Below are 18,400 nucleotides of genomic sequence, written 5' to 3' on the forward strand. Positions count from 1 at the left end.
TAACCTGTTAATTTATTGTAAAAGAATAAAATAATGTTTGAAAATAAAGAACGTACAGCTATTGCTGAATTGGGGGAGTTTGGATTGATTAAACACCTGACAGACCATTTTAAGGTGAAGCATAAGAGCAGTATCAAAGGTATTGGCGATGATGCTGCAGTGTTGAATTTTGAAAACAAAGAAGTTTTGATTTCTACCGATCTGCTACTGGAAGGTATTCATTTTGACCTGGCCTATGTACCACTCATGCATTTAGGCTATAAAGCCATACAAGTGAATCTGAGCGATATTTATGCCATGAATGGCATTGCTACCCAGGTAACAGTTTCTATCGGCATATCGAGCAAATTTCCACTGGAGGCTGTCGAAGAGATTTATAAAGGGATACAGCTGGCATGTGATAAATTTAACATCGATCTGATCGGAGGAGATACTTCTTCCAGTAAGCAGGGCCTGGTCATCAGTGTGACCAGTATAGGGTATGCAGAGAAGAAAGAAGTTGTATACAGGAACGGTGCCCAGGAGGGAGACCTCATCTGTGTTTCCGGGGATCTTGGCGGAGCTTATGTGGGCTTACAGATCCTGGAAAGGGAAAAACTCATATTTATGGAAAACCCTAATATACAGCCTGATCTGGAAGGAAAAGACTATATCATTGAGCGGCAACTGAAACCTGAAGGAAGAAGGGATATTGTTGACCTGCTGGCCCAGATGGATATTTTGCCTACAGCGATGATTGACGTTTCGGATGGATTGGCTTCAGAGGTACTGCACATCTGCCAGCAATCTGAAAAAGGGGCTACTTTATATGAAGAAAAACTGCCCATTGACCCGATGACTTATGAAACTGCAAGGGAACTGGGTCTGGACCCTACTGTTTGTGCGCTAAACGGGGGTGAGGATTATGAATTGCTGTTTACCATTAAACAATCCGATTACGAGAAGCTAAAACATGATGTAGATATCAGTATTATCGGTCATATCACTGATAAAAATTCGGGATGTAAAATGATATCTAAATCCAATGTGGTGCATGAGCTTAAAGCCCAGGGATGGAATGCATTTAAATCATAGGCTATCCTCCTGATCCAAAAAACGGGTGTCAATCTGCTTTGTTGCTTTGGCACCCAACCTTTTAATCTTTTCAGAAGTATTTGACAGGTTTCCGGTACCTGTAGATAATTTGTTCAATGCTTTATCGTAGGCATCCTGGCTAAGCTTAATGTTGCGGCCGATGCTTTCCATATCGATTAAAAAACCTACAAATTTATCGTACATACTGCCACTTAAACGGGCTATTTCGAGTACATTTCTGTTTTGTCTTTCCTGTTTCCAGATGCTGGCAATGGTTCGTAATGTAGCCAGTAAGGTAGATGGGCTTACGATCACAACTTTTCTGTCCCAGGCATAATTGAACAATTCGGCGTCCTGCTGTACGGCAATACCGAATGAAGATTCTATGGGAATGAAAAGGAGCACAAAATCGGGGGAATTGATCTGGTAAAGTTCCTGGTAATTTTTTGACGACAGGCCCTGGATATGTGTTTTGATAGAGAAGATGTGTTGTTTTAGCTGCAGTTCCCGTTCTTCGTCTGTATCTGCAGCAACCAGTCGTTCATAAGCTACCAGAGAGACCTTAGAATCGATTACAATATGTTTGTCGTCTGGAAGATCGATGATGACGTCCGGCTGCAACCTGGAGCCTTCTGATGAGCTGAGATTACTTTGTATCCTATACTCTCTGTCTTTCTGCAGACCTGAGCGTTCCAGCACCCGTTCCAGGATAACCTCTCCCCAGTTGCCTTGTTTTTTGCTGTTGCCTTTAAGGGCTTTGGTTAAATTTCCCGCTTCTTCCTGAATCTGTTTGCTCTGGTCCATGAGCTGGGAAATTACGCCTTTGAGCACATTGCGCTCGTCAGATTCGGCTTTATAGACTTTTTCTACCTTTTCTTCAAATGCTTTTATATTTTCTTTAAGCGGGTTTAAAATGACATCCAGATTTGCACGGTTCTGGAGGGTAAATTTTTCTGTTTTTTCTTCCAGGATTTTATTGGCTATATGCTCAAATTCCAGTTTAAACCGCTGTTGCAACTCAGCAATGTATTTTTCCTGCTGGGCATATCTTTCTTTCTGGGCCAGGAGGTTTTCTTCGGCCTTAATGACCTTACCGCGTTCTGTAATGAAATTGAGGCGTAGATCATTCAGTTCATCTTCCAGTTTTTGTTTATCATCCTTTAACCAGTTTAATGATTTCTGGTGTTCCTGCTCTTTTAATTCCAGGAGTGCGCTGTGGTTTTTATCGGATCCCGGTTTTTTAAACAATAAAAAAACAAGGGCTGCCAAAATGATTATAGATAATACTATTCCTGTTGCTTCCATACTAATATTGTTATCAAATGTCATCAATAATTTATGGGTTTGCAAAAAATAATAGTAATAAAATTTAGTGTTACTTATTGAATGCCACATTTAGCAAGGTTATATTGACTGCTTTTAACCACACCGATCAGATAAATGATTTTCCTCAGGATAAAAAAGTAGCTGATCCTACAAAAATGTAAGGCATTCAGCATGTAAATTCAGTTACTTCTTTGTTAGAAAGTAAAATAGGAACACTTTTTGATCAACATAGGTTGAAGAACATACTTAAAAAAATGGGAACTTATATTGTTTTGATAATTCCGATACTGATTATTAGCATGTTTGTACAATGGCGTTTTAGAAACAGATTTTCAAAATACGCTGAAATGCAATTAAATTCGGGGTTTTCGGGGAAAGAGATAGCAGAAAAAATGCTGCGTGATAATGGGATTTATGATGTAAGGGTGGTGAGTACGGATAAAACACTTTCTGATCACTACAATCCGGAAGACAAAACCGTTAATTTAAGCACAGACGTATATTATGGGCGGAGTGTGGCTGCTGCTGCTGTTGCTGCTCATGAATGCGGGCATGCGGTACAGCACGCAAAGTCATACCATTGGCTGGAATTGAGATCAAATATGGTTCCTGTGGTTAGTATTACTTCTAATTTGCTACAATGGGTGCTGATTGCCGGGGTATTGCTGATTGCATTTACTTTTAATCCTATAGTATTAGGTATCGGCGTAGCAGGACTTGCTTTGATCACTATATTCAGTATCATTACGCTTCCTGTTGAATTTGACGCCAGCAGGCGGGCCTTAGGCTGGTTGAAGGATAACAAGGCAGTGCTTTATACCAACGAAGAACATGTGCAGGCAAAAGATGCGCTCTGGTGGGCAGCAATGACCTACGTGGTGGCTGCGATGGGTGCGCTGGCCAACCTGTTTTATTATGTTTCTATTCTTTTTGGAAAAAGCAGGTAATTAATTCAGGCGGTAAGGGACGATCAGTTCAAATTCCGGAATATCAACGATAAAATCACGGTCGTCTGCAATACGGTACATCAGGTAATTGCCACTCATGGTGCCCATATCGGTATTTAAGTTGCAGCCGGATACATAAGAATGACTTGCGCCTGGCTCAATTACCGGTTGTTCCCCTACTACGCCCTCTCCTTCTACTTCGCGCTGTGTACCGTTTGAGTCGAATATAAACCATTGCCTCCTTTTTAGCTGAACTGCGTAATCTGTCAGGTTCTCTATAGTGATTCGGTAGGCAAACATAAAATGTGCGTTTGCCGGATTGGAATGTTCTTCCTGGTAGGTTGTTTCAACAGAAATTTTAACTCCGAATGTAATTGCTGTAACCATTTTAACTTATTATTTAATCCATAGTTTCAAAAATCAAGCCATTTCGCCCGAGGGGTAAATATGTTGATATTTTTCTGCTATTTCATCTAAAATGCTATGAATTGTGTCAATATTTTCTTCTTTAACCAATTGCATCCTATAGGTTTTAAAGTCGGGAATTCCTTTGAAATAATTTGCGTAATGACGCCTCATTTCAAAAATTCCTACCCTTGGGCCTTTCCAGTCAATTGATTTTTCAAAGTGTGTGCGGCATACGTTTACCCGTTCTTCTATTGAAGGACCAGGCAATATTTCGCCGGTGTTGAAGAAGTGCCGGATCTCCCTGAAGATCCAGGGGTAACCTATGGCTGCCCGGCCAATCATGATCCCATCCACTTCATATTCCATGCGCCAGTCGGCAGCTTTTTGTATACTGTCTACATCCCCATTACCAAAAATCGGTATTTTTACCCTTGGGTTGCGTTTGATTTCACGGATCAATGTCCAGTCTGCCTGCCCTTTGTAGAGCTGTGCCCTGGTACGTCCGTGAATGGTGAGGGCCTGTATGCCCACATCCTGTAAGCGTTCTGCAACTTCCTCTACATTTTTGGTGTTGTCGTCCCAGCCCAGGCGTGTTTTTACGGTTACCGGCAAATGCGTAGCCTTTACTACGGCGGCTGTCATTTTAACCATTTTATCAATATCCTGTAGCAGGCTGGCACCAGCGCCCCGGCAAGCTACATTTTTAACCGGACAGCCATAGTTGATGTCCATTAAATCGGGGTTGGCCAGGGTGGCTATTTCAGTCGCTTCGCGCATGTGGTCTATTTCGCTGCCAAATATCTGTATGCCAATGGGCCTTTCATATTCAAAAATGTCGAGCTTGGCCCTGCTTTTAGCTGCGTCCCTGATCAATCCTTCAGATGAAATAAACTCTGTATACATCATGTCTACCCCGCTTTGTTTACATACAAAACGGAAAGGAGGATCGCTCACATCTTCCATTGGGGCCAGCAGCAGGGGAAACTCCCCCAGATCAATATTTCCTATCTTTACAGACATTTTTATATCTTCAAACCAAAATTTACGGCACAAAGGTACAAATAATACAAATAATGAATTTCATACAAAAAACGAGGGAAGAAAACAGTCCTTTTGTACAACTTTTTATTTTGGTCCTTTGTGCGGTTTTCGGGCTCATTGTGATAAGTGCGATAGGCATAGGCGTTATTTATCTGATCTATGGACGGGAAATATTGGCAAATATGAACTGGATGTCGGGCACAGACAGGCATTACCTCCCCGCTCAGCGGATTTTGATCAGTGCCCAGCAGATTGGCTTATTTTTGTTTCCTGCTTTATTCCTTGCAAGGATAGAGGGCCGAAAAATAAATGGATTTTATGGGCTTAAACGACCTGAGCCAGGATTGATTTTAATGGTGTTCCTAATGATGGCTGCTGCTTTGCCCCTATTGGAATGGGTAGTGGCACTGAACCAGAAAATGGTATTTCCGGATGCCTTAAAAGGAATAGAGCGCTGGATGAAGGCAGCGGAAGAGCAGGCTATGGAAACAACAAAGGCCCTTTTGAAAATGGAAAGTGCAGGGAGTTTTCTGATCAATATCGCGATGATTGCGCTGTTGCCGGCTGTAGCAGAAGAACTGATGTTCAGGGGCGCTTTGCAGCGTGCCCTGGGGCGGATCTACCATAACCCCCATCTGGCGATCTGGTTCTCGGCATTTATTTTCAGTGCTATTCATATGCAGTTTTATGGCTTTTTGCCGCGTATGCTGCTGGGTGCAGGTTTTGGATACCTGTATTTCTGGGGCGGCAGTTTGTGGTATGCCATGTTTGCCCATTTTATAAATAACGCCTATGCGGTTTGTGCGGCATGGTATATGCAAAAAAACAACATACCTTTGTCTGATACTGATAAGACGATGAATATTGCCTGGTATGGTTATATCATCAGTGCAATACTGACTTTTTTGCTGTTCCGATATTTTAAAAAACAAGCCAGATGAAGACAAGAGCGATAACTGCTTTCTTTTTTACTATTGTAATGCTGGGCTCCATCTTTTTAGGGGCTTATACTTTTACTTTTTTTTACCTGATACTGAGCCTGGCGGCCTTGCTGGAATTCTTTAATATGATTAAAACTGCAGGGATCAGGCCGCATAGAAATGTTGCCTTATTTGTTGCCGGACTGATTTTTTTAATGATTGCGGGCTATCATTTGCTGCAGTTTGAAAACAGGTTTATGTTGCTTATTGTTCCTTTGATTTTTTCGGTATTCATCAGCGAGTTGTATAAGAAAGACAAAATTCCATTTTCCAATATCTCTTACACCTTTGCAGGGCTTATTTATGTGACTGTGCCTTTTTGCTTTTTTTATTCCCTGGGTTTTATACAGGACCAGGCTATCTATAGCTTTCATTTACCGCTTGCCTTTTTGTTGATGTTATGGGCCAATGATACCGGGGCCTATCTTTTTGGGGTTAAATTTGGAAAGACACGCTTGTTTGAGCGGCATTCGCCAAAGAAATCATGGGAAGGCTTTTTTGGAGGGGTATTTGTGAGCCTGTTGGCTTCTTATATCATCTCTTTGTTTTTTAAAGAGATCAATGCTTTTGTATGGGCCGGGATGTCTGTTTTGATTGTCTCTTTTGGCACCCTGGGTGATCTGGTAGAGTCGATGTTAAAACGCAGCCTGAATGTGAAGGATTCAGGAAACATACTGCCAGGTCACGGAGGCTTTTTAGACCGTTTTGACGGCCTGTTGCTGGCCGCTCCGGTTGTTTATACCTATCTGTATCTGATATTGCGTTAAAAGGGCTATTTTTTCTTCAGGGGTTGCAGTAAATACTCCAGTCCGTTTAGTTTAATTTCATAAAGGGTTGCAATAAGCTGACCTAGTTTTCCGGGCGGAAAGCCTTCTTTGTGGAACCAAATGAGATAGGACTCCGGAAGATCACATAGGATCCTGCCTTTGTACTTTCCGAAGGGCATTTGCATGGTAACGAGGTCTTGCAGAAGCTGAGGGTTCATATTTGAGGTTTAGTTGACCACCATTTCCAGCATTTCTACTGCTTCATCAACTGTATTGAGGTTGTCGAATGCAATGCGGAGCGAATCTTTAACCTCTTTAAGGTTGCATAAACGCGGATGGATTTGTGCAAAATGCAATATTTTATTGAACATGGTAGAGTCAAAAAATGCGGAGCGTTTATCGGTAATGAAATACCCCCGCAGGACCCCTTTTTTAAAACTCAGTTTTTCGAATGCCAGTTTTTTGGCTACCCATTGTAAACGCAGAACATTCAGCATGGTTTTTACAGGTCCGGGAACCGGGCCGAAGCGGTCTTTTAAACTCAGTTCAAAAGCTTTTAGCTGTGCCTCATTCTCAATTTTCGAGAGTTCAGTGTATAAATTGTACCGTTCTGTAATGTTGGTTACATAGTCGTCGGGTATGTAGAGCTCCAGATCGGTATCCACCTGTGTAAAGTTTACAAAAGGGCGTTGGGGTTCATCTTTAAAAAGATCCTTAAATTCATCGGTTTTGAGTTCCTGAATGGCTTCATCCAGTATTTTATGGTACATTTCGAAGCCTATCTCGGCAATGAAGCCGCTTTGCTCTGCACCCAGGAGATTTCCGCTGCCGCGGATATCTAAATCCCTCATGGCAATATTAAAGCCGCTGCCGAGGTCTGAAAATTCTTCAATTGCACTGAGGCGCTTACGGGCCTCTGAGGTGAGCGTAGACAGAGGCGGGCTTAACAGGTAGCAGAATGCTTTTTTATTGGAACGGCCTACCCTGCCCCGCATCTGGTGAAGGTCACTTAAACCGAACATATGAGCATGGTTAATGATGATGGTATTCGCATTTGGAATATCCAGGCCGGCCTCGATAATGGTGGTGGCTACCAGCACATCTTTTTCTCCGTTGATAAAGTCGAGCATGACATCTTCCAGGGCATCTCCCTCCAGTTGACCATGCGCTATGCCAATGCGTGCTTTTGGTACCAGGGTTTTGATGAGTCCGCCCAATTGGGGCAGGTCGTTTACCCTATTGTGGATAAAAAAAACCTGTCCGCCCCGGTCCAGCTCAAACTGGACGGCTTCCTGGATCAGTTTATCATTAAAAACGTGAAGTTCGGTATTTACTGCCTGCCGGTTTGGGGGCGGAGTGCTGATGATAGAAAGGTCTCGCGCGCCCATTAACGAAAAATGAAGTGTGCGTGGTATTGGGGTTGCGGTAAGGGTCAGGGTATCCACATTTACCCTTAAAGCCCTCAATTTTTCTTTTGAGGATACTCCAAACTTCTGTTCTTCATCGATGATCATAATGCCCAGGTCCTTGAATTTTACATCTTTACTGAGCAAACGGTGTGTGCCGATGATGATGTCTATTTTACCTTCGGCTACTTTGGCCAGGGTATCCTTAACCTGCTTGCTGGTCTTGAAGCGGTTCACGTAATCTACGGTACATGGAAAATCTTTAAGGCGGCCGGAGAAAGTTTTAAAATGCTGCAGGGCCAGGATGGTGGTTGGCACCAATACTGCTGCCTGTTTGCCATTTGCTACGGCTTTAAAAGCGGCCCTGATGGCAATTTCTGTTTTTCCGAAACCTACGTCGCCACAAACCAGTCTGTCCATTGGATGCGGGGCCTCCATGTCTTTTTTTACGTCGTTGGTGGCTTTTTCCTGGTCGGGCGTATCTTCATAAATGAAGGAGGCTTCGAGTTCGGTTTCCAGGTAACCATCCGGACTGAAAGCCGTGCCCACCTGCGATTTTCGCAGGGCATAAAGTTTAATCAGGTCGCGGGCAATGTCTTTAACTTTTTTTTTAGTTGTTTTTTTGAGCTTATCCCAGGCTTCGGTGCCCAGTTTGTTCATTTTTGGGGCTGTTCCATCCTTTCCGCTATATTTCGCAATGCGGTTAAGGGAATTGATGTTGACATACAGCAGGTCATTGTCGGCATACACCAGGCGTATCATTTCCTGGGTTTTGCCATTGACCTCTACTTTTTCGAGTCCTGCGTATTTACCTATTCCATGGTCGATATGGGTTACAAAATCACCTGGCTTAAGGTCTCTCAGTTCTTTGAGGGTAATGGCCTGACTGCGCTGGTAACCTCTTTTTAGCTTATATTTATAGAAGCGGTCGAATATCTGGTGATCGGTATAAAAAGCAAGTTTTTGCTGGCCATCTACAAAGCCTTCCCGCAACGGAATGTTTACCGGGGTAAACTTAGCCGTTTTATCTATATCGTCCAGGATGGCATAAAGACGTTCGGTCTGTTTGGTGGAGGCACTGAAAATGAAATTGTGTATGTTTTGCTTTTCGTTCTCTTTCAGGTTATGTATCAGGAGGCTAAAGTCCTTATTGAAAGAAGGCTGGGGCTTGGTTTCGAACTGGAAAACATGTTCGGTTTTGTAGAAGAACTGCTTGCCGAATTCCACCAGCGGAAAATCATGGAACATATCGCCCATCATCTTCTCATCTGTAAAAGCAAATTTAGGGTCTATCCAATCCTGGTTTTCCTGCTTTTCTTTAGCAGGTAGGGCTTTCCACAATTCAACCGCCTTTTTATAGCCGCCTTTGACGATATCTAGTGTAAATTCGATGTCTTTGAACCAAAGCTGGGTGTCTTTTTCGATGTAATCAAGAATGCTGATGTTGTTTTCCGTAAGGTACCGGGATTGTACGTTGGGAATGATGGTGAGTGTTTTTACATCTTCAACAGAAAGCTGACTTTCAATTTCAAATGTCCGGATGCTTTCTACGATATCGCCAAAAAATTCAATCCTGTAAGGCAGGTCGTGGGAGAATGAAAATATATCTACAATACCTCCACGAATGGAAAACTGACCCGGTTCGTAAACAAAATCGGTCCGGTTAAAGTCGTAGTCAATTAAAAACTCGTTGATGAAGTCAATTCCCAGCCTGGCATTTAAGCTGATTTCCAAAGTGTTTTTTTCCAGTATATTGCGGTCTATCACTTTTTCGGCGATGGCTTCAGGATAAGAAACGACTATTTTTCCATATTCAGAATGGTGGTTCAGTTCGTTTAAAACCTCTGCCCGGGCCAGTACGTTGGCCGTATCTACCTGTGTAAAATCAAATGCTTTACGGAAGGACGAAGGGAAAAGCAAAACCTCTTTATCGAGAATACTTTCCAGATCGGCCAGGAAATAGGAAGCTTCTTCCCTATCGGGAAGAACAAATAACTGGGGCTTATGCAACAGGAAATAGGAAGCTACTGCAATTGTTGCATCGGCAGATCCTACCAGCCCCTTTAACTGGATCTTGGAATTTTTACCGGCGTTAAGAGCCTTTGCCAATGCTACAATACGCTCATCTGTTTTGTACTTATTGATCAGTTCGCGAATGTTCACCTTACAAAGGTAGGATTTATGGCGGGTTTTGGATGTAACAAAGTTTCAACCTGTTGATCTAAAGGAAAAAAGGACTTGAAAACTATTGAAATGCTGAAATGAAAGAACTCAGGTTACTGCAGATTGTTTATATTTAGCCCTTCTGCGGCATTTGCAGTGGTTAATTGAAATGAAAAGAATAAAGCGCATACCTTTTGAGCTGATCTTCTGGACCACAGCTTTAATCCTGCTGGCCCTGGCAAAGCCCCATGTGCATGTTACGGAGCAGCACTTTACGCTTTGTCCGCTGGCCAATATGGGCTTCGGCTGGTGCCCCGGATGTGGCATCGGGCGCTCTATAACACAATTGCTGCATGGAAACCTTGCCGCGAGTTTTAAATATCACTGGTTTGGTTTGCCTGCCTTGATGATCATTTGCTGGAGAATAGTGGTTTTGACCAGGATAAGTTTGAAAAATAATAAGCTATTAAATTTAAAATATTAAGGAGGAAAAAGAGATGTTTGATTCACCGTTTATGTCGCTTCCAGGTATTACGCCACAGGAATATTCGTATTTGCAGAGTGCAACTACCGGATTTAGCGAGCAGCAGTTGCGCGGATTTTTAATGATTTACAGCAGTAAAAGAAGGAACCCTGACGATATGATCCTGTACTGTATACTTGGTTTTTTTGTACCTGGTTTGCCCCGGTTTTTGGTTAACCAGATTGGTATGGGTATTTTGTATTTTTTTACAGTTGGGCTTTGTTTTATCGGGACCATTATCGACCTCATCAATCACAAAAGCCTGGCCTACGAGTACAACCAGCGTATGGTTTTTGAAAGCCTGCAAATGGTAAAAATGGGCAATTTACAGTAATTAAAATCTGTCGTATATTTACAGGATATGAGGTTATCTGTCTTAATAAAGCACCTGGAAGCATTTGCGCCTTTGAACTATCAGGAGGATTATGACAATTCGGGACTGATTGTGGGCCATCCGGATCAGGAAATCCTGGGGGCCCTGGTTGCACTGGATTGTATTGAAAGTGTGGTTGATGAGGCCATTTTGCATGGTTGTAACCTGGTGATTACACATCACCCCATAGTTTTTAAAGGGCTGAAAAGTTTTACCGGGAAAAACTATGTGGAAAGAGTGGTATTAAAGGCGATAAAAAATGACATCGCATTATATGCCATTCATACCAATCTGGACCATGTTGAAGCTGGAGTAAACAGGGTTATTGCGGAACGGCTGGGCCTGAAGAACACTAAAGTACTGAGCCCGAAAGGATCCATTTTAAAAAAACTGGTTACTTTTTGTCCGGTAGCGCAGGCAGATGTATTGAGGGATGCTTTGTTTAAATCCGGGGCAGGAGACATTTCCAATTACAGTGAATGCAGTTTTAACGCCGAAGGCTTTGGCACTTTTAAGGGTGGGGAAAATACCGATCCTTTTGTGGGCGAAAAAGGCTTACAGCACCAGGAACCTGAGATCAGGATAGAAACCGTTTTTAAAGTACAGGACGAACGCCGGGTATTGCTGGCCTTGTTTGAACATCACCCTTATGAAGAGGTGGCCTACGATATTTATCCTTTGGACAACAAGCTCCAGTCTGCCGGGGCCGGAATGATTGGCTGGCTGGATGAACCCCTTGAAGGCACTGAATTTTTGAAAACGGTAAAAAACCGTATGGATGCTGTAGTGATACGGCACACGCGACTGTTGCCCAAGAAGATCAGAAAGGTGGCTGTTTGTGGCGGTTCGGGTAGCTTTTTGCTTAAAGAGGCCGTAGCAGCGGGGGCTGATGCATTTGTTACGGCCGATTTTAAATACCATGAGTTTTTTGATGCAGATGAAAAACTGGTGATTGCAGATATCGGACACTTTGAAAGTGAACAATTTACATCTGATTTGTTGATAGATATTATTCAAGAAAAATTTCCTAACTTTGCAATCCGTTTAACGGAGCATAATACAAACCCCATAAATTATTTCATTTAATGGAACAAACTGTAGAGCAAAAGCTAAAAGCTTTATACGAATTACAAACCCTGCATACCAAAATTGATAAAATACGTCAGATAAGAGGTGAACTGCCAATGGAAGTTGCCGATTTAGAGGATGAGGTAGCCGGATTGGAAACACGTATACAAAAATTCAAAGGCGAATTGGATGATACTGAAGATGCCATTGTAACGCGCAAAAATATGATCAAGGAAGCCCAGAACCTGATCAAGAAATATGAGACTCAATTGAAGGATGTTAAAAACAACCGGGAGTATGATGCCCTTACCAAAGAGGTAGAGATACAAACACTTGAGATCCAGGTTTGTGAGAAGAAGATCAGAGAGTTTGGATTTGAAATTACCCAGAAGACTGAGGTTTATGATAAGGCCCTTGCCGATCTGGAATCAAGAAAAAAAGATCTTGAGATCAAGAAGGGAGAACTGGAAACGATTACGGCAGAAACAGAAAAGGACGAACAGACTTTGTTGAAAAAAGCAGAAAAAGCGGAAACTCAGATAGAGGATCGGCTTTTGGTGGCCTATAACAGGTTGAGGGGAAATGCAAATAATGGTTTGGCAGTTGTAACGATTGATCGTGATTCCTGCTCTGGCTGTTTCAACCAGATCCCGCCTCAACGCCAACTGGATATCCGTCAGCGCAAAAAAATTATTGTTTGTGAGCACTGCGGAAGAATCCTGGTGGACGAGGCGCTTACCCAGGAAGTGGTTCCTGCTTAAGGCTTCCGATAACGATATAAAGGGTCAGAAATTCCATCTGGCCCTTTTTTATGACTAAATTTAAGGATAAGGTAAAACATAGGTGGCCATACCGCGTTATAGTCCATTTGAATTATAGAAAACAGAACTTTATGCCGCAGATCAAAATATTAAACAGTAAACTTTCTTTAGCCGTTCTTCTGTTGTTTCTGCCTGGCCCTTTATTTGCAAAGTTTGATTTCAATGCAAACTGTTTAAAGGCATATCAGCTCGTATTTGAGCTTAAGCTGAATGCGGCAAGGCAAATGATCACTGCAGAGAAGAAAATGAATCCTGACAATGCTATTGTGCCTTTGCTTGAGAATTATGCTGATTTCTTTCAGCTGCTGACCAGCGACAGCAAAGAGGATTTCAACAGGTTAAAAGGAAATAAAAGCGCCAGGTTAGATCAGATTTCTGATGACGATGCCAAATCCCCCTATAATTTGTATGCCCAGGCCGAGATCAATTTGCAATGGGCCCTGATCAGGGGAAGGTTTGGGGAGCAGTTCAATGCTGCAATGGAAATCAAAAAAGCCAACAGCTACCTGCAGGAAAACGCGAAGAAATTTCCCGCTTTTCATTTAAATTTGAAAGGGCTGGGGCTGATCAATGCCGTTCTGGGAAGTTTGCCTGATGGTTTTATGAAAAATACGTTATCGACCTTTGGCATCAAGGGCAATACAAAATCCGGATTGGCGATGATGCAAAAACTGGCAGATGCACTACCTAAATCGACCTATGAGCCTTTTTACGAAGAAGTGATTTTTTATTACTCGTTTGTGCTTACAGATGTGACGCACAGCGAAAATGCGTATGCTGAGACCATGAAGTATGCTGCACGGATATCCGATGCCAGCCTATTGAAATCGTATCTGAAAGCGTATGTAAGTGCAAAAAGGGGACACAATGAAGAAGCAATTAAAACACTGGCAGAGCGGCCTTCAGGGAGCCAGTATCAGGCTTTTCCCTATCTGGATTATTTAATGGGTGTTGCCAGGCTGAATAAACTGGATTTTAGTGCCGCTAATTATTTCAATAAGTTTTTACAGGGCAATAAGGGGGTCAGCTATGTTAAGGATAGCTACCTGCACCTGGCCTGGATGGAATTGCTGAGCGGTGATGGAAAAGGGTACCAGTTGTATGCGGAAAAAGTGAAGTCGGCAGGCTACACGCTTCATGAGCGCGATAAACAGGCATTAAGTGAAGTAATGTCGGGCGCACCAAACACAGGCCTGCTTAAAGCACGATTGTTGTTTGATGGCGGCTATTACAGCAAATCCCTTGAAGTCTTATCAGGAGTTAAAGAAGCAGAACTGGGCCAGCTTAAGGATAAAACGGAATACCATTACCGCCTGGGAAGAAATAATGAGGAGCTTGGTAAATTAGATGAAGCGCTGGAGCATTACCAGAAGGCGGTTCAATATGGCAAGGGATTGAAAGCTTACTTTGCAGCCAATTCTGCATTGTTTATGGGAAAGATCTATATGAAAAAGAAGAATTTTGGCCAGGCAAAGGCAAGCTTTAATACGGCAATAAACATGAAAGGCCATCAATATGAAAACAGCATTGAAAGCCAGGCACGGGATAGCTTAAAAAGATTGAACTAAAAACGATAAACAAAGGCATTGATGTGCATACCGGCCCCAACAGAGGCAAATACCGCATATTCTCCCTTATTAATTTTATAGCCATCTACCTGGCCCTTACGTACAAGGTCTAACAGTGTAGGAATGGTGGCCACAGAACTGTTGCCAAGCCAGGATATGGTCATAGGAACAAGTTTTTCAGGAACAACATCCAATCCATATAGCTTAAATACACGTTTCATTATGGCATTGTCCATTTTTCCGTTTGCCTGATGTATGAAAACGGTTTTGATATCCGTGATGTCGATGTTCGCTTTGTCAATGGCCATTTTGACTACAAGGGGGACATTTGTTACAGCGAACTCATAAAGCTTCCGGCCATTCATTTTCAGATAGGCATTGCCATTACATTCTCCCGGGTTATTGCTCTTGCCCATGGTTAGCAAAGAAGCATAGTTTACGGCATAGGTTTGGGTTTTGTGGGCAATAATTCCGGTTGGGCCCTCACTGTCAAGCGCTTCAAAAATTACGGCAGCAGCCCCATCCGAGAAGATCATACTGTCACGGTCGTGCGGGTCTGTAATTCTGGATAGTGTCTCGGCTCCGATCACCATTACCCGTTTGGCATCTCCGCTGCGAATGAGGTAATTTGCCTGAATGGCACCCTGTACCCAACCTGGACAACCAAAGATGAGATCGTAGGCTACGCAATCAGGATTTTCGATCTGAAGTGTTTGTTTGACTTTGGCCGCCAGAGAAGGAAGTATGTCCATCCGGTTGCTTCCGGCCTTTACGTCCCCAAAATTGTGGCAGCAAATGATATGGTCGAGCGTTTCTTTGTCCAGCCCGGCATCATCAATAGCCCGCTTTGCAGCTATGGCACCGATATCACTGTTTACAATGTCGTCATCCACATATCTCCGCTCCAGTATTTCCGTAATCTCTGCGAACTTATTGATGACCTCTGTCATATCTTTTTCCAGCGCTACCCCATTGTCGTAGAATGTGGCATTTAAAAAGGAATCTCCGGATATTATATTTTCAGGAATATAACTCCCTGTACCTGTGATAACAGAGTGTATAGTTGTTTTTACGCTCATTTTGAACCGTATACCATTTTAGTGTACAGTATAAAACTAGGATTTATTTATTACATTAAGAAAAATCGTCGATTAAAAATACAAATAATTCTTTAGGGCCGTGTGCCCCGAGGACTAAAGTTTTCTCTATATCGGCTGTTCTGCTTGGGCCGGTGATGGTGCTGATCATAGAAGGGATCTGTGCACCATATTTATCGCGGATGAGCTTAAATGCATCTTTAAGGTCCATGACCATCTGCCCGCTTCGCGCGATCACAATATGGTGGTGTGGGTATATGCTCAGTCTTCTGCCTGCTGCATTTTGATTAGAGAGCATTACAGAGCCGTTGCGGGCAATTAGAGCTTCGCACATGGTTATGCCCACTTCGGCCATTTCGAAGTCTTTATCGGTCTGATAAAAGGGAAATTCATAGGTTGAAAGGAGCTCCTGAAGTTCGGGTTCCCAGCAGTATATTTTCCTCCAGTTAAATTTTTCGGCCAGATGAAGAATGTTCTCAATGAACTCTATTCCGTTTTCGCAATAAATGAAATTTCCGGAAACAGCGGTGAGCTGTTCTGCAAATAAAACTTCGGGGTATTCAGTACACTCTGTGTAGAGAGGAGTGTCTTCTAAATTGGGATAAGGGTTATCTCTTCTTTCCAGAAGGGCTTTTCTTATCTTTTTCAGCATCAACTCTTTTGAAGAAATGTTTTCCTGCATAGGTAATGGATTTGCTGCCGGCCATTAGGGACCGGCAGCCCCATAAATATTTGATTAAGACTCTGTAGTTGCTGGGTTTATTGGTGTCGCGGCAGGATCCGCCGGCTGGCTTACCCCATCGTGCAGCAATCCTTCGGCAGCAGGCTTCTGATCGCCGGTACCATTCACAAATTCATCATAAGTGGTGCGGTTATCGAAAGGGCGTTTGCCCAGGATCTCTTCTAAATCTGCCTGGAAAAGAATCTCTTTCTCTATTAATTTCTGAGCCAGTTTTTCTAACCCGTCCCGTTTTTCGGTAAGCAACGCTTTAGTTCTCGCATATACATCAGCAATTAAAGTACGAACTTCAGTGTCGATCATTTCGGAAGTTTTTTCCGAGTACGGCTTGTTGAAGTTATATTCGTTTTGCGGATCGTGGAAAGAAACGTTACCAATGGTATCGTTCATGCCATAGATGGTCACCATAGCGTAAGACAATTTCGTGATCCTTTCCAGGTCGTTCTGTGCACCTGTAGAGATTTTACCGAATACAATGTCTTCCGCAACACGGCCCCCCATGGTCATACACATGCCGTCTGTCAATTGCTCTGTAGTATACAGAAATTGTTCTTTAGGCAGGTATTGGGCATAGCCAAGGGCTGCAACACCGCGCGGAACAATGGATACTTTTACCAGTGGGTCTGCGTGCTCCAGGAACCAGCCGGCAATTGCATGCCCGGCTTCGTGGTAAGCAACGATACGTTTTTCTTCAGGAGATATAATTTTGTTTTTCTTTTCCAGACCACCGATTACACGGTCAATAGCATCCTGAAAATCCTGCATGTCTACAAACTCCTTATTGCGGCGTGCAGCAATTAAAGCGGCTTCGTTACACACATTCGCAATCTCTGCACCGGCAAATCCGGGTGTTTGAGCAGATAATTTTTTAGCATCTACGATTTTATCTGTTTTAATCGGCTTCAGGTGAACTTTAAAGATCTGCTCACGTCCAACCAGATCCGGCTTGTCAATGGATATCTGCCTGTCGAAACGGCCTGGTCTTAGTAAAGCAGAGTCTAGTACATCAGGGCGGTTTGTTGCTGCAAGGATAATGATACCGGAGTCTGTACCGAAACCATCCATTTCAACCAGAAGCTGGTTCAGGGTGTTTTCCCGCTCATCATTTCCCCCCATCATGCTGTTCTTACCGCGGGCGCGGCCTATGGCGTCTACCTCATCAATAAAGATGATACAAGGAGCTTTGTCCTTTGCCTGCTTAAACAAATCGCGTACACGAGAAGCGCCGACCCCGACGAACATTTCCACGAAATCCGACCCTGAAAGAGAGAAAAATGGAACCTGAGCTTCTCCGGCAACGGCCTTGGCTAGTAAAGTCTTACCTGTACCAGGAGAGCCTACCAACAGGGCTCCTTTAGGGATTTTACCCCCAAGGTTGGTATATTTTTTAGGATTTTTAAGGAAATCTACAATTTCCATTACCTCTTGTTTGGCTTCTTCGAGTCCGGCAACATCGTTAAAAGTAACGTTTACCTGGCTTTCTTTATCAAATAACGTAGCCTTGGATTTTCCAATGTTAAAAATCTGGCCGCCACCACCGCCGGCACCTCCGCCCATGCGGCGCATGATGAAAATCCAGAATGCGATAAATAGGAGTACCGGAAGGATGATGCTTACGAATAAAGAACCAAAGTTATTTGTGCGGCTTACCTTTTCGGCCCGGACCTGTTGGTCAAGTGGAATATTTTTTTGTGATTCTTGCAGGTCTTTGTCCAGGCCATCCATCGTTCCGGCGTTGAAATAAACAGTTGGCCCCTCGTTGGTGCCAAAATTATTCCTGCTCTGGTATTGCTTGTATCTTGGATCTTTAAGCCGGTCTTTTTTGATAAAAACCTCTACTTTTACTACATCTTCGTTTTTATAGGCGACCAGTTTTTCGACGTCTCCAGGTTGCAGCATCTGGGTTTCAAATGTTCTGTAGGAAACGGTTTTTGCAGTATCGCCGCTAAATAAAAACTGCAATAGGATAAGACCTAAAATAATTGCAGCATATACCCAGAAGATATTAAATTTTGAACCTTTTTGAGGTTTTTTGGGAATATTGGGAATTCTCTTGATCAACTTGGGCTTTGTATTTGGATTCTCTTTCATTGTTAGTC

17 protein-coding genes are annotated in these 18,400 nt (G+C 43.0%); 9 read left to right on the forward strand and 8 right to left on the reverse strand.

Features of this window, described 5'->3' with window-relative positions; genetic code table 11:
• The first annotated feature begins 33 nt into the window (after positions 1 to 33).
• Positions 34 to 1,074 carry a thiamine-phosphate kinase gene (gene thiL / locus B9A91_RS10530; protein ID WP_084238289.1) on the forward strand — a complete coding sequence of 347 codons (1,041 nt, stop codon included), beginning with the start codon at positions 34 to 36 and terminating at the stop codon, positions 1,072 to 1,074.
• On the opposite strand, the gene B9A91_RS10535 is transcribed toward thiL, so the two are convergent.
• Complete coding sequence (locus B9A91_RS10535) at positions 1,069 to 2,379, reverse strand: DNA recombination protein RmuC (RefSeq protein WP_084239672.1); 1,311 nt, start codon at positions 2,377 to 2,379, stop codon at positions 1,069 to 1,071. The two genes, thiL and B9A91_RS10535, sit on opposite strands and share 6 nt — an antisense overlap.
• 275 nt (positions 2,380 to 2,654) lie before the next feature.
• On the opposite strand from B9A91_RS10535, the gene B9A91_RS10540 reads away from it, so the two are divergent.
• A complete protein-coding gene (locus B9A91_RS10540) occupies positions 2,655 to 3,347 on the forward strand; it encodes a zinc metallopeptidase (protein WP_084238290.1) in 693 nt (230 codons plus the stop codon).
• Here the strand turns inward: B9A91_RS10540 and apaG are convergent, their stop codons facing one another.
• Positions 3,348 to 3,734, reverse strand: coding sequence for a Co2+/Mg2+ efflux protein ApaG (apaG, locus tag B9A91_RS10545; RefSeq protein WP_084238291.1), 387 nt, complete (start codon positions 3,732 to 3,734; stop codon positions 3,348 to 3,350).
• Positions 3,735 to 3,767: 33 nt separating this feature from the next.
• Positions 3,768 to 4,775: a tRNA dihydrouridine synthase DusB gene (gene dusB, locus B9A91_RS10550; RefSeq protein ID WP_084238292.1), complete on the reverse strand. Its 1,008-nt coding sequence runs from the start codon at positions 4,773 to 4,775 to the stop codon at positions 3,768 to 3,770.
• A gap of 53 nt (positions 4,776 to 4,828) precedes the next feature.
• Between dusB and B9A91_RS10555 the strand changes: the two genes are divergently transcribed.
• Both B9A91_RS10555 and B9A91_RS10560 read left to right on the forward strand, forming a co-directional pair.
• Entirely contained in the window at positions 4,829 to 5,737 is a 909-nt protein-coding gene (locus tag B9A91_RS10555; RefSeq protein ID WP_084238293.1) for a CPBP family intramembrane glutamic endopeptidase, read from the forward strand.
• The gene (locus B9A91_RS10560; protein ID WP_084238294.1) at positions 5,734 to 6,543 is read left to right on the forward strand and encodes a phosphatidate cytidylyltransferase; all 810 of its coding nucleotides are present in this window, start codon (positions 5,734 to 5,736) and stop codon (positions 6,541 to 6,543) included. The genes B9A91_RS10555 and B9A91_RS10560 overlap by 4 nt, the downstream gene beginning before the upstream one ends.
• Positions 6,544 to 6,548: 5 nt before the next feature.
• On the opposite strand, the gene B9A91_RS10565 is transcribed toward B9A91_RS10560, so the two are convergent.
• Both B9A91_RS10565 and mfd read right to left on the reverse strand, forming a co-directional pair.
• The gene (locus tag B9A91_RS10565; protein ID WP_084238295.1) at positions 6,549 to 6,761 is read right to left on the reverse strand and encodes a DUF3820 family protein; all 213 of its coding nucleotides are present in this window, start codon (positions 6,759 to 6,761) and stop codon (positions 6,549 to 6,551) included.
• 9 nt (positions 6,762 to 6,770) lie between these two features.
• Positions 6,771 to 10,112 carry a transcription-repair coupling factor gene (mfd, locus tag B9A91_RS10570; protein WP_084238296.1) on the reverse strand — a complete coding sequence of 1,114 codons (3,342 nt, stop codon included), beginning with the start codon at positions 10,110 to 10,112 and terminating at the stop codon, positions 6,771 to 6,773.
• A 169-nt stretch (positions 10,113 to 10,281) separates the two neighbouring features.
• Between mfd and B9A91_RS10575 the strand changes: the two genes are divergently transcribed.
• From B9A91_RS10575 to B9A91_RS10595, 5 genes are all read left to right on the forward strand, one after another.
• Positions 10,282 to 10,596, forward strand: a complete 315-nt coding sequence (locus B9A91_RS10575) for a DUF2752 domain-containing protein (protein ID WP_084238297.1) — start codon at positions 10,282 to 10,284, stop codon at positions 10,594 to 10,596.
• A gap of 13 nt (positions 10,597 to 10,609) precedes the next feature.
• A complete protein-coding gene (locus B9A91_RS10580; RefSeq protein ID WP_084238298.1) occupies positions 10,610 to 10,969 on the forward strand; it encodes a TM2 domain-containing protein in 360 nt (119 codons plus the stop codon).
• A gap of 27 nt (positions 10,970 to 10,996) precedes the next feature.
• Positions 10,997 to 12,094: a Nif3-like dinuclear metal center hexameric protein gene (locus B9A91_RS10585; RefSeq protein ID WP_084238299.1), complete on the forward strand. Its 1,098-nt coding sequence runs from the start codon at positions 10,997 to 10,999 to the stop codon at positions 12,092 to 12,094.
• A complete protein-coding gene (locus tag B9A91_RS10590) occupies positions 12,094 to 12,837 on the forward strand; it encodes a zinc ribbon domain-containing protein (protein ID WP_084238300.1) in 744 nt (247 codons plus the stop codon). The genes B9A91_RS10585 and B9A91_RS10590 overlap by 1 nt, the downstream gene beginning before the upstream one ends.
• A 131-nt stretch (positions 12,838 to 12,968) precedes the next feature.
• Positions 12,969 to 14,465 (forward strand): tetratricopeptide repeat protein, encoded by a 1,497-nt coding sequence (locus tag B9A91_RS10595; protein ID WP_084238301.1) that lies wholly within the window; start codon positions 12,969 to 12,971, stop codon positions 14,463 to 14,465.
• On the opposite strand, the gene B9A91_RS10600 is transcribed toward B9A91_RS10595, so the two are convergent.
• Genes B9A91_RS10600 through ftsH form a run of 3 tightly spaced genes read right to left on the reverse strand, consistent with a single transcriptional unit; the run spans position 14,462 to position 18,392 of the window.
• Positions 14,462 to 15,544: a 3-oxoacyl-ACP synthase III family protein gene (locus B9A91_RS10600; RefSeq protein WP_084238302.1), complete on the reverse strand. Its 1,083-nt coding sequence runs from the start codon at positions 15,542 to 15,544 to the stop codon at positions 14,462 to 14,464. The genes B9A91_RS10595 and B9A91_RS10600 overlap by 4 nt on opposite strands.
• A gap of 55 nt (positions 15,545 to 15,599) precedes the next feature.
• Positions 15,600 to 16,244 carry a LutC/YkgG family protein gene (locus B9A91_RS10605; RefSeq protein ID WP_084238303.1) on the reverse strand — a complete coding sequence of 215 codons (645 nt, stop codon included), beginning with the start codon at positions 16,242 to 16,244 and terminating at the stop codon, positions 15,600 to 15,602.
• A gap of 54 nt (positions 16,245 to 16,298) precedes the next feature.
• On the reverse strand, positions 16,299 to 18,392 hold the full coding sequence (gene ftsH / locus B9A91_RS10610) for an ATP-dependent zinc metalloprotease FtsH (protein WP_084238304.1): 2,094 nt from the start codon (positions 18,390 to 18,392) through the stop codon (positions 16,299 to 16,301).
• Positions 18,393 to 18,400 lie beyond the last annotated feature (8 nt).

The sequence above is a fragment of the Pedobacter africanus genome, from assembly GCF_900176535.1.
GTDB lineage: Bacteria > Bacteroidota > Bacteroidia > Sphingobacteriales > Sphingobacteriaceae > Pedobacter > Pedobacter africanus.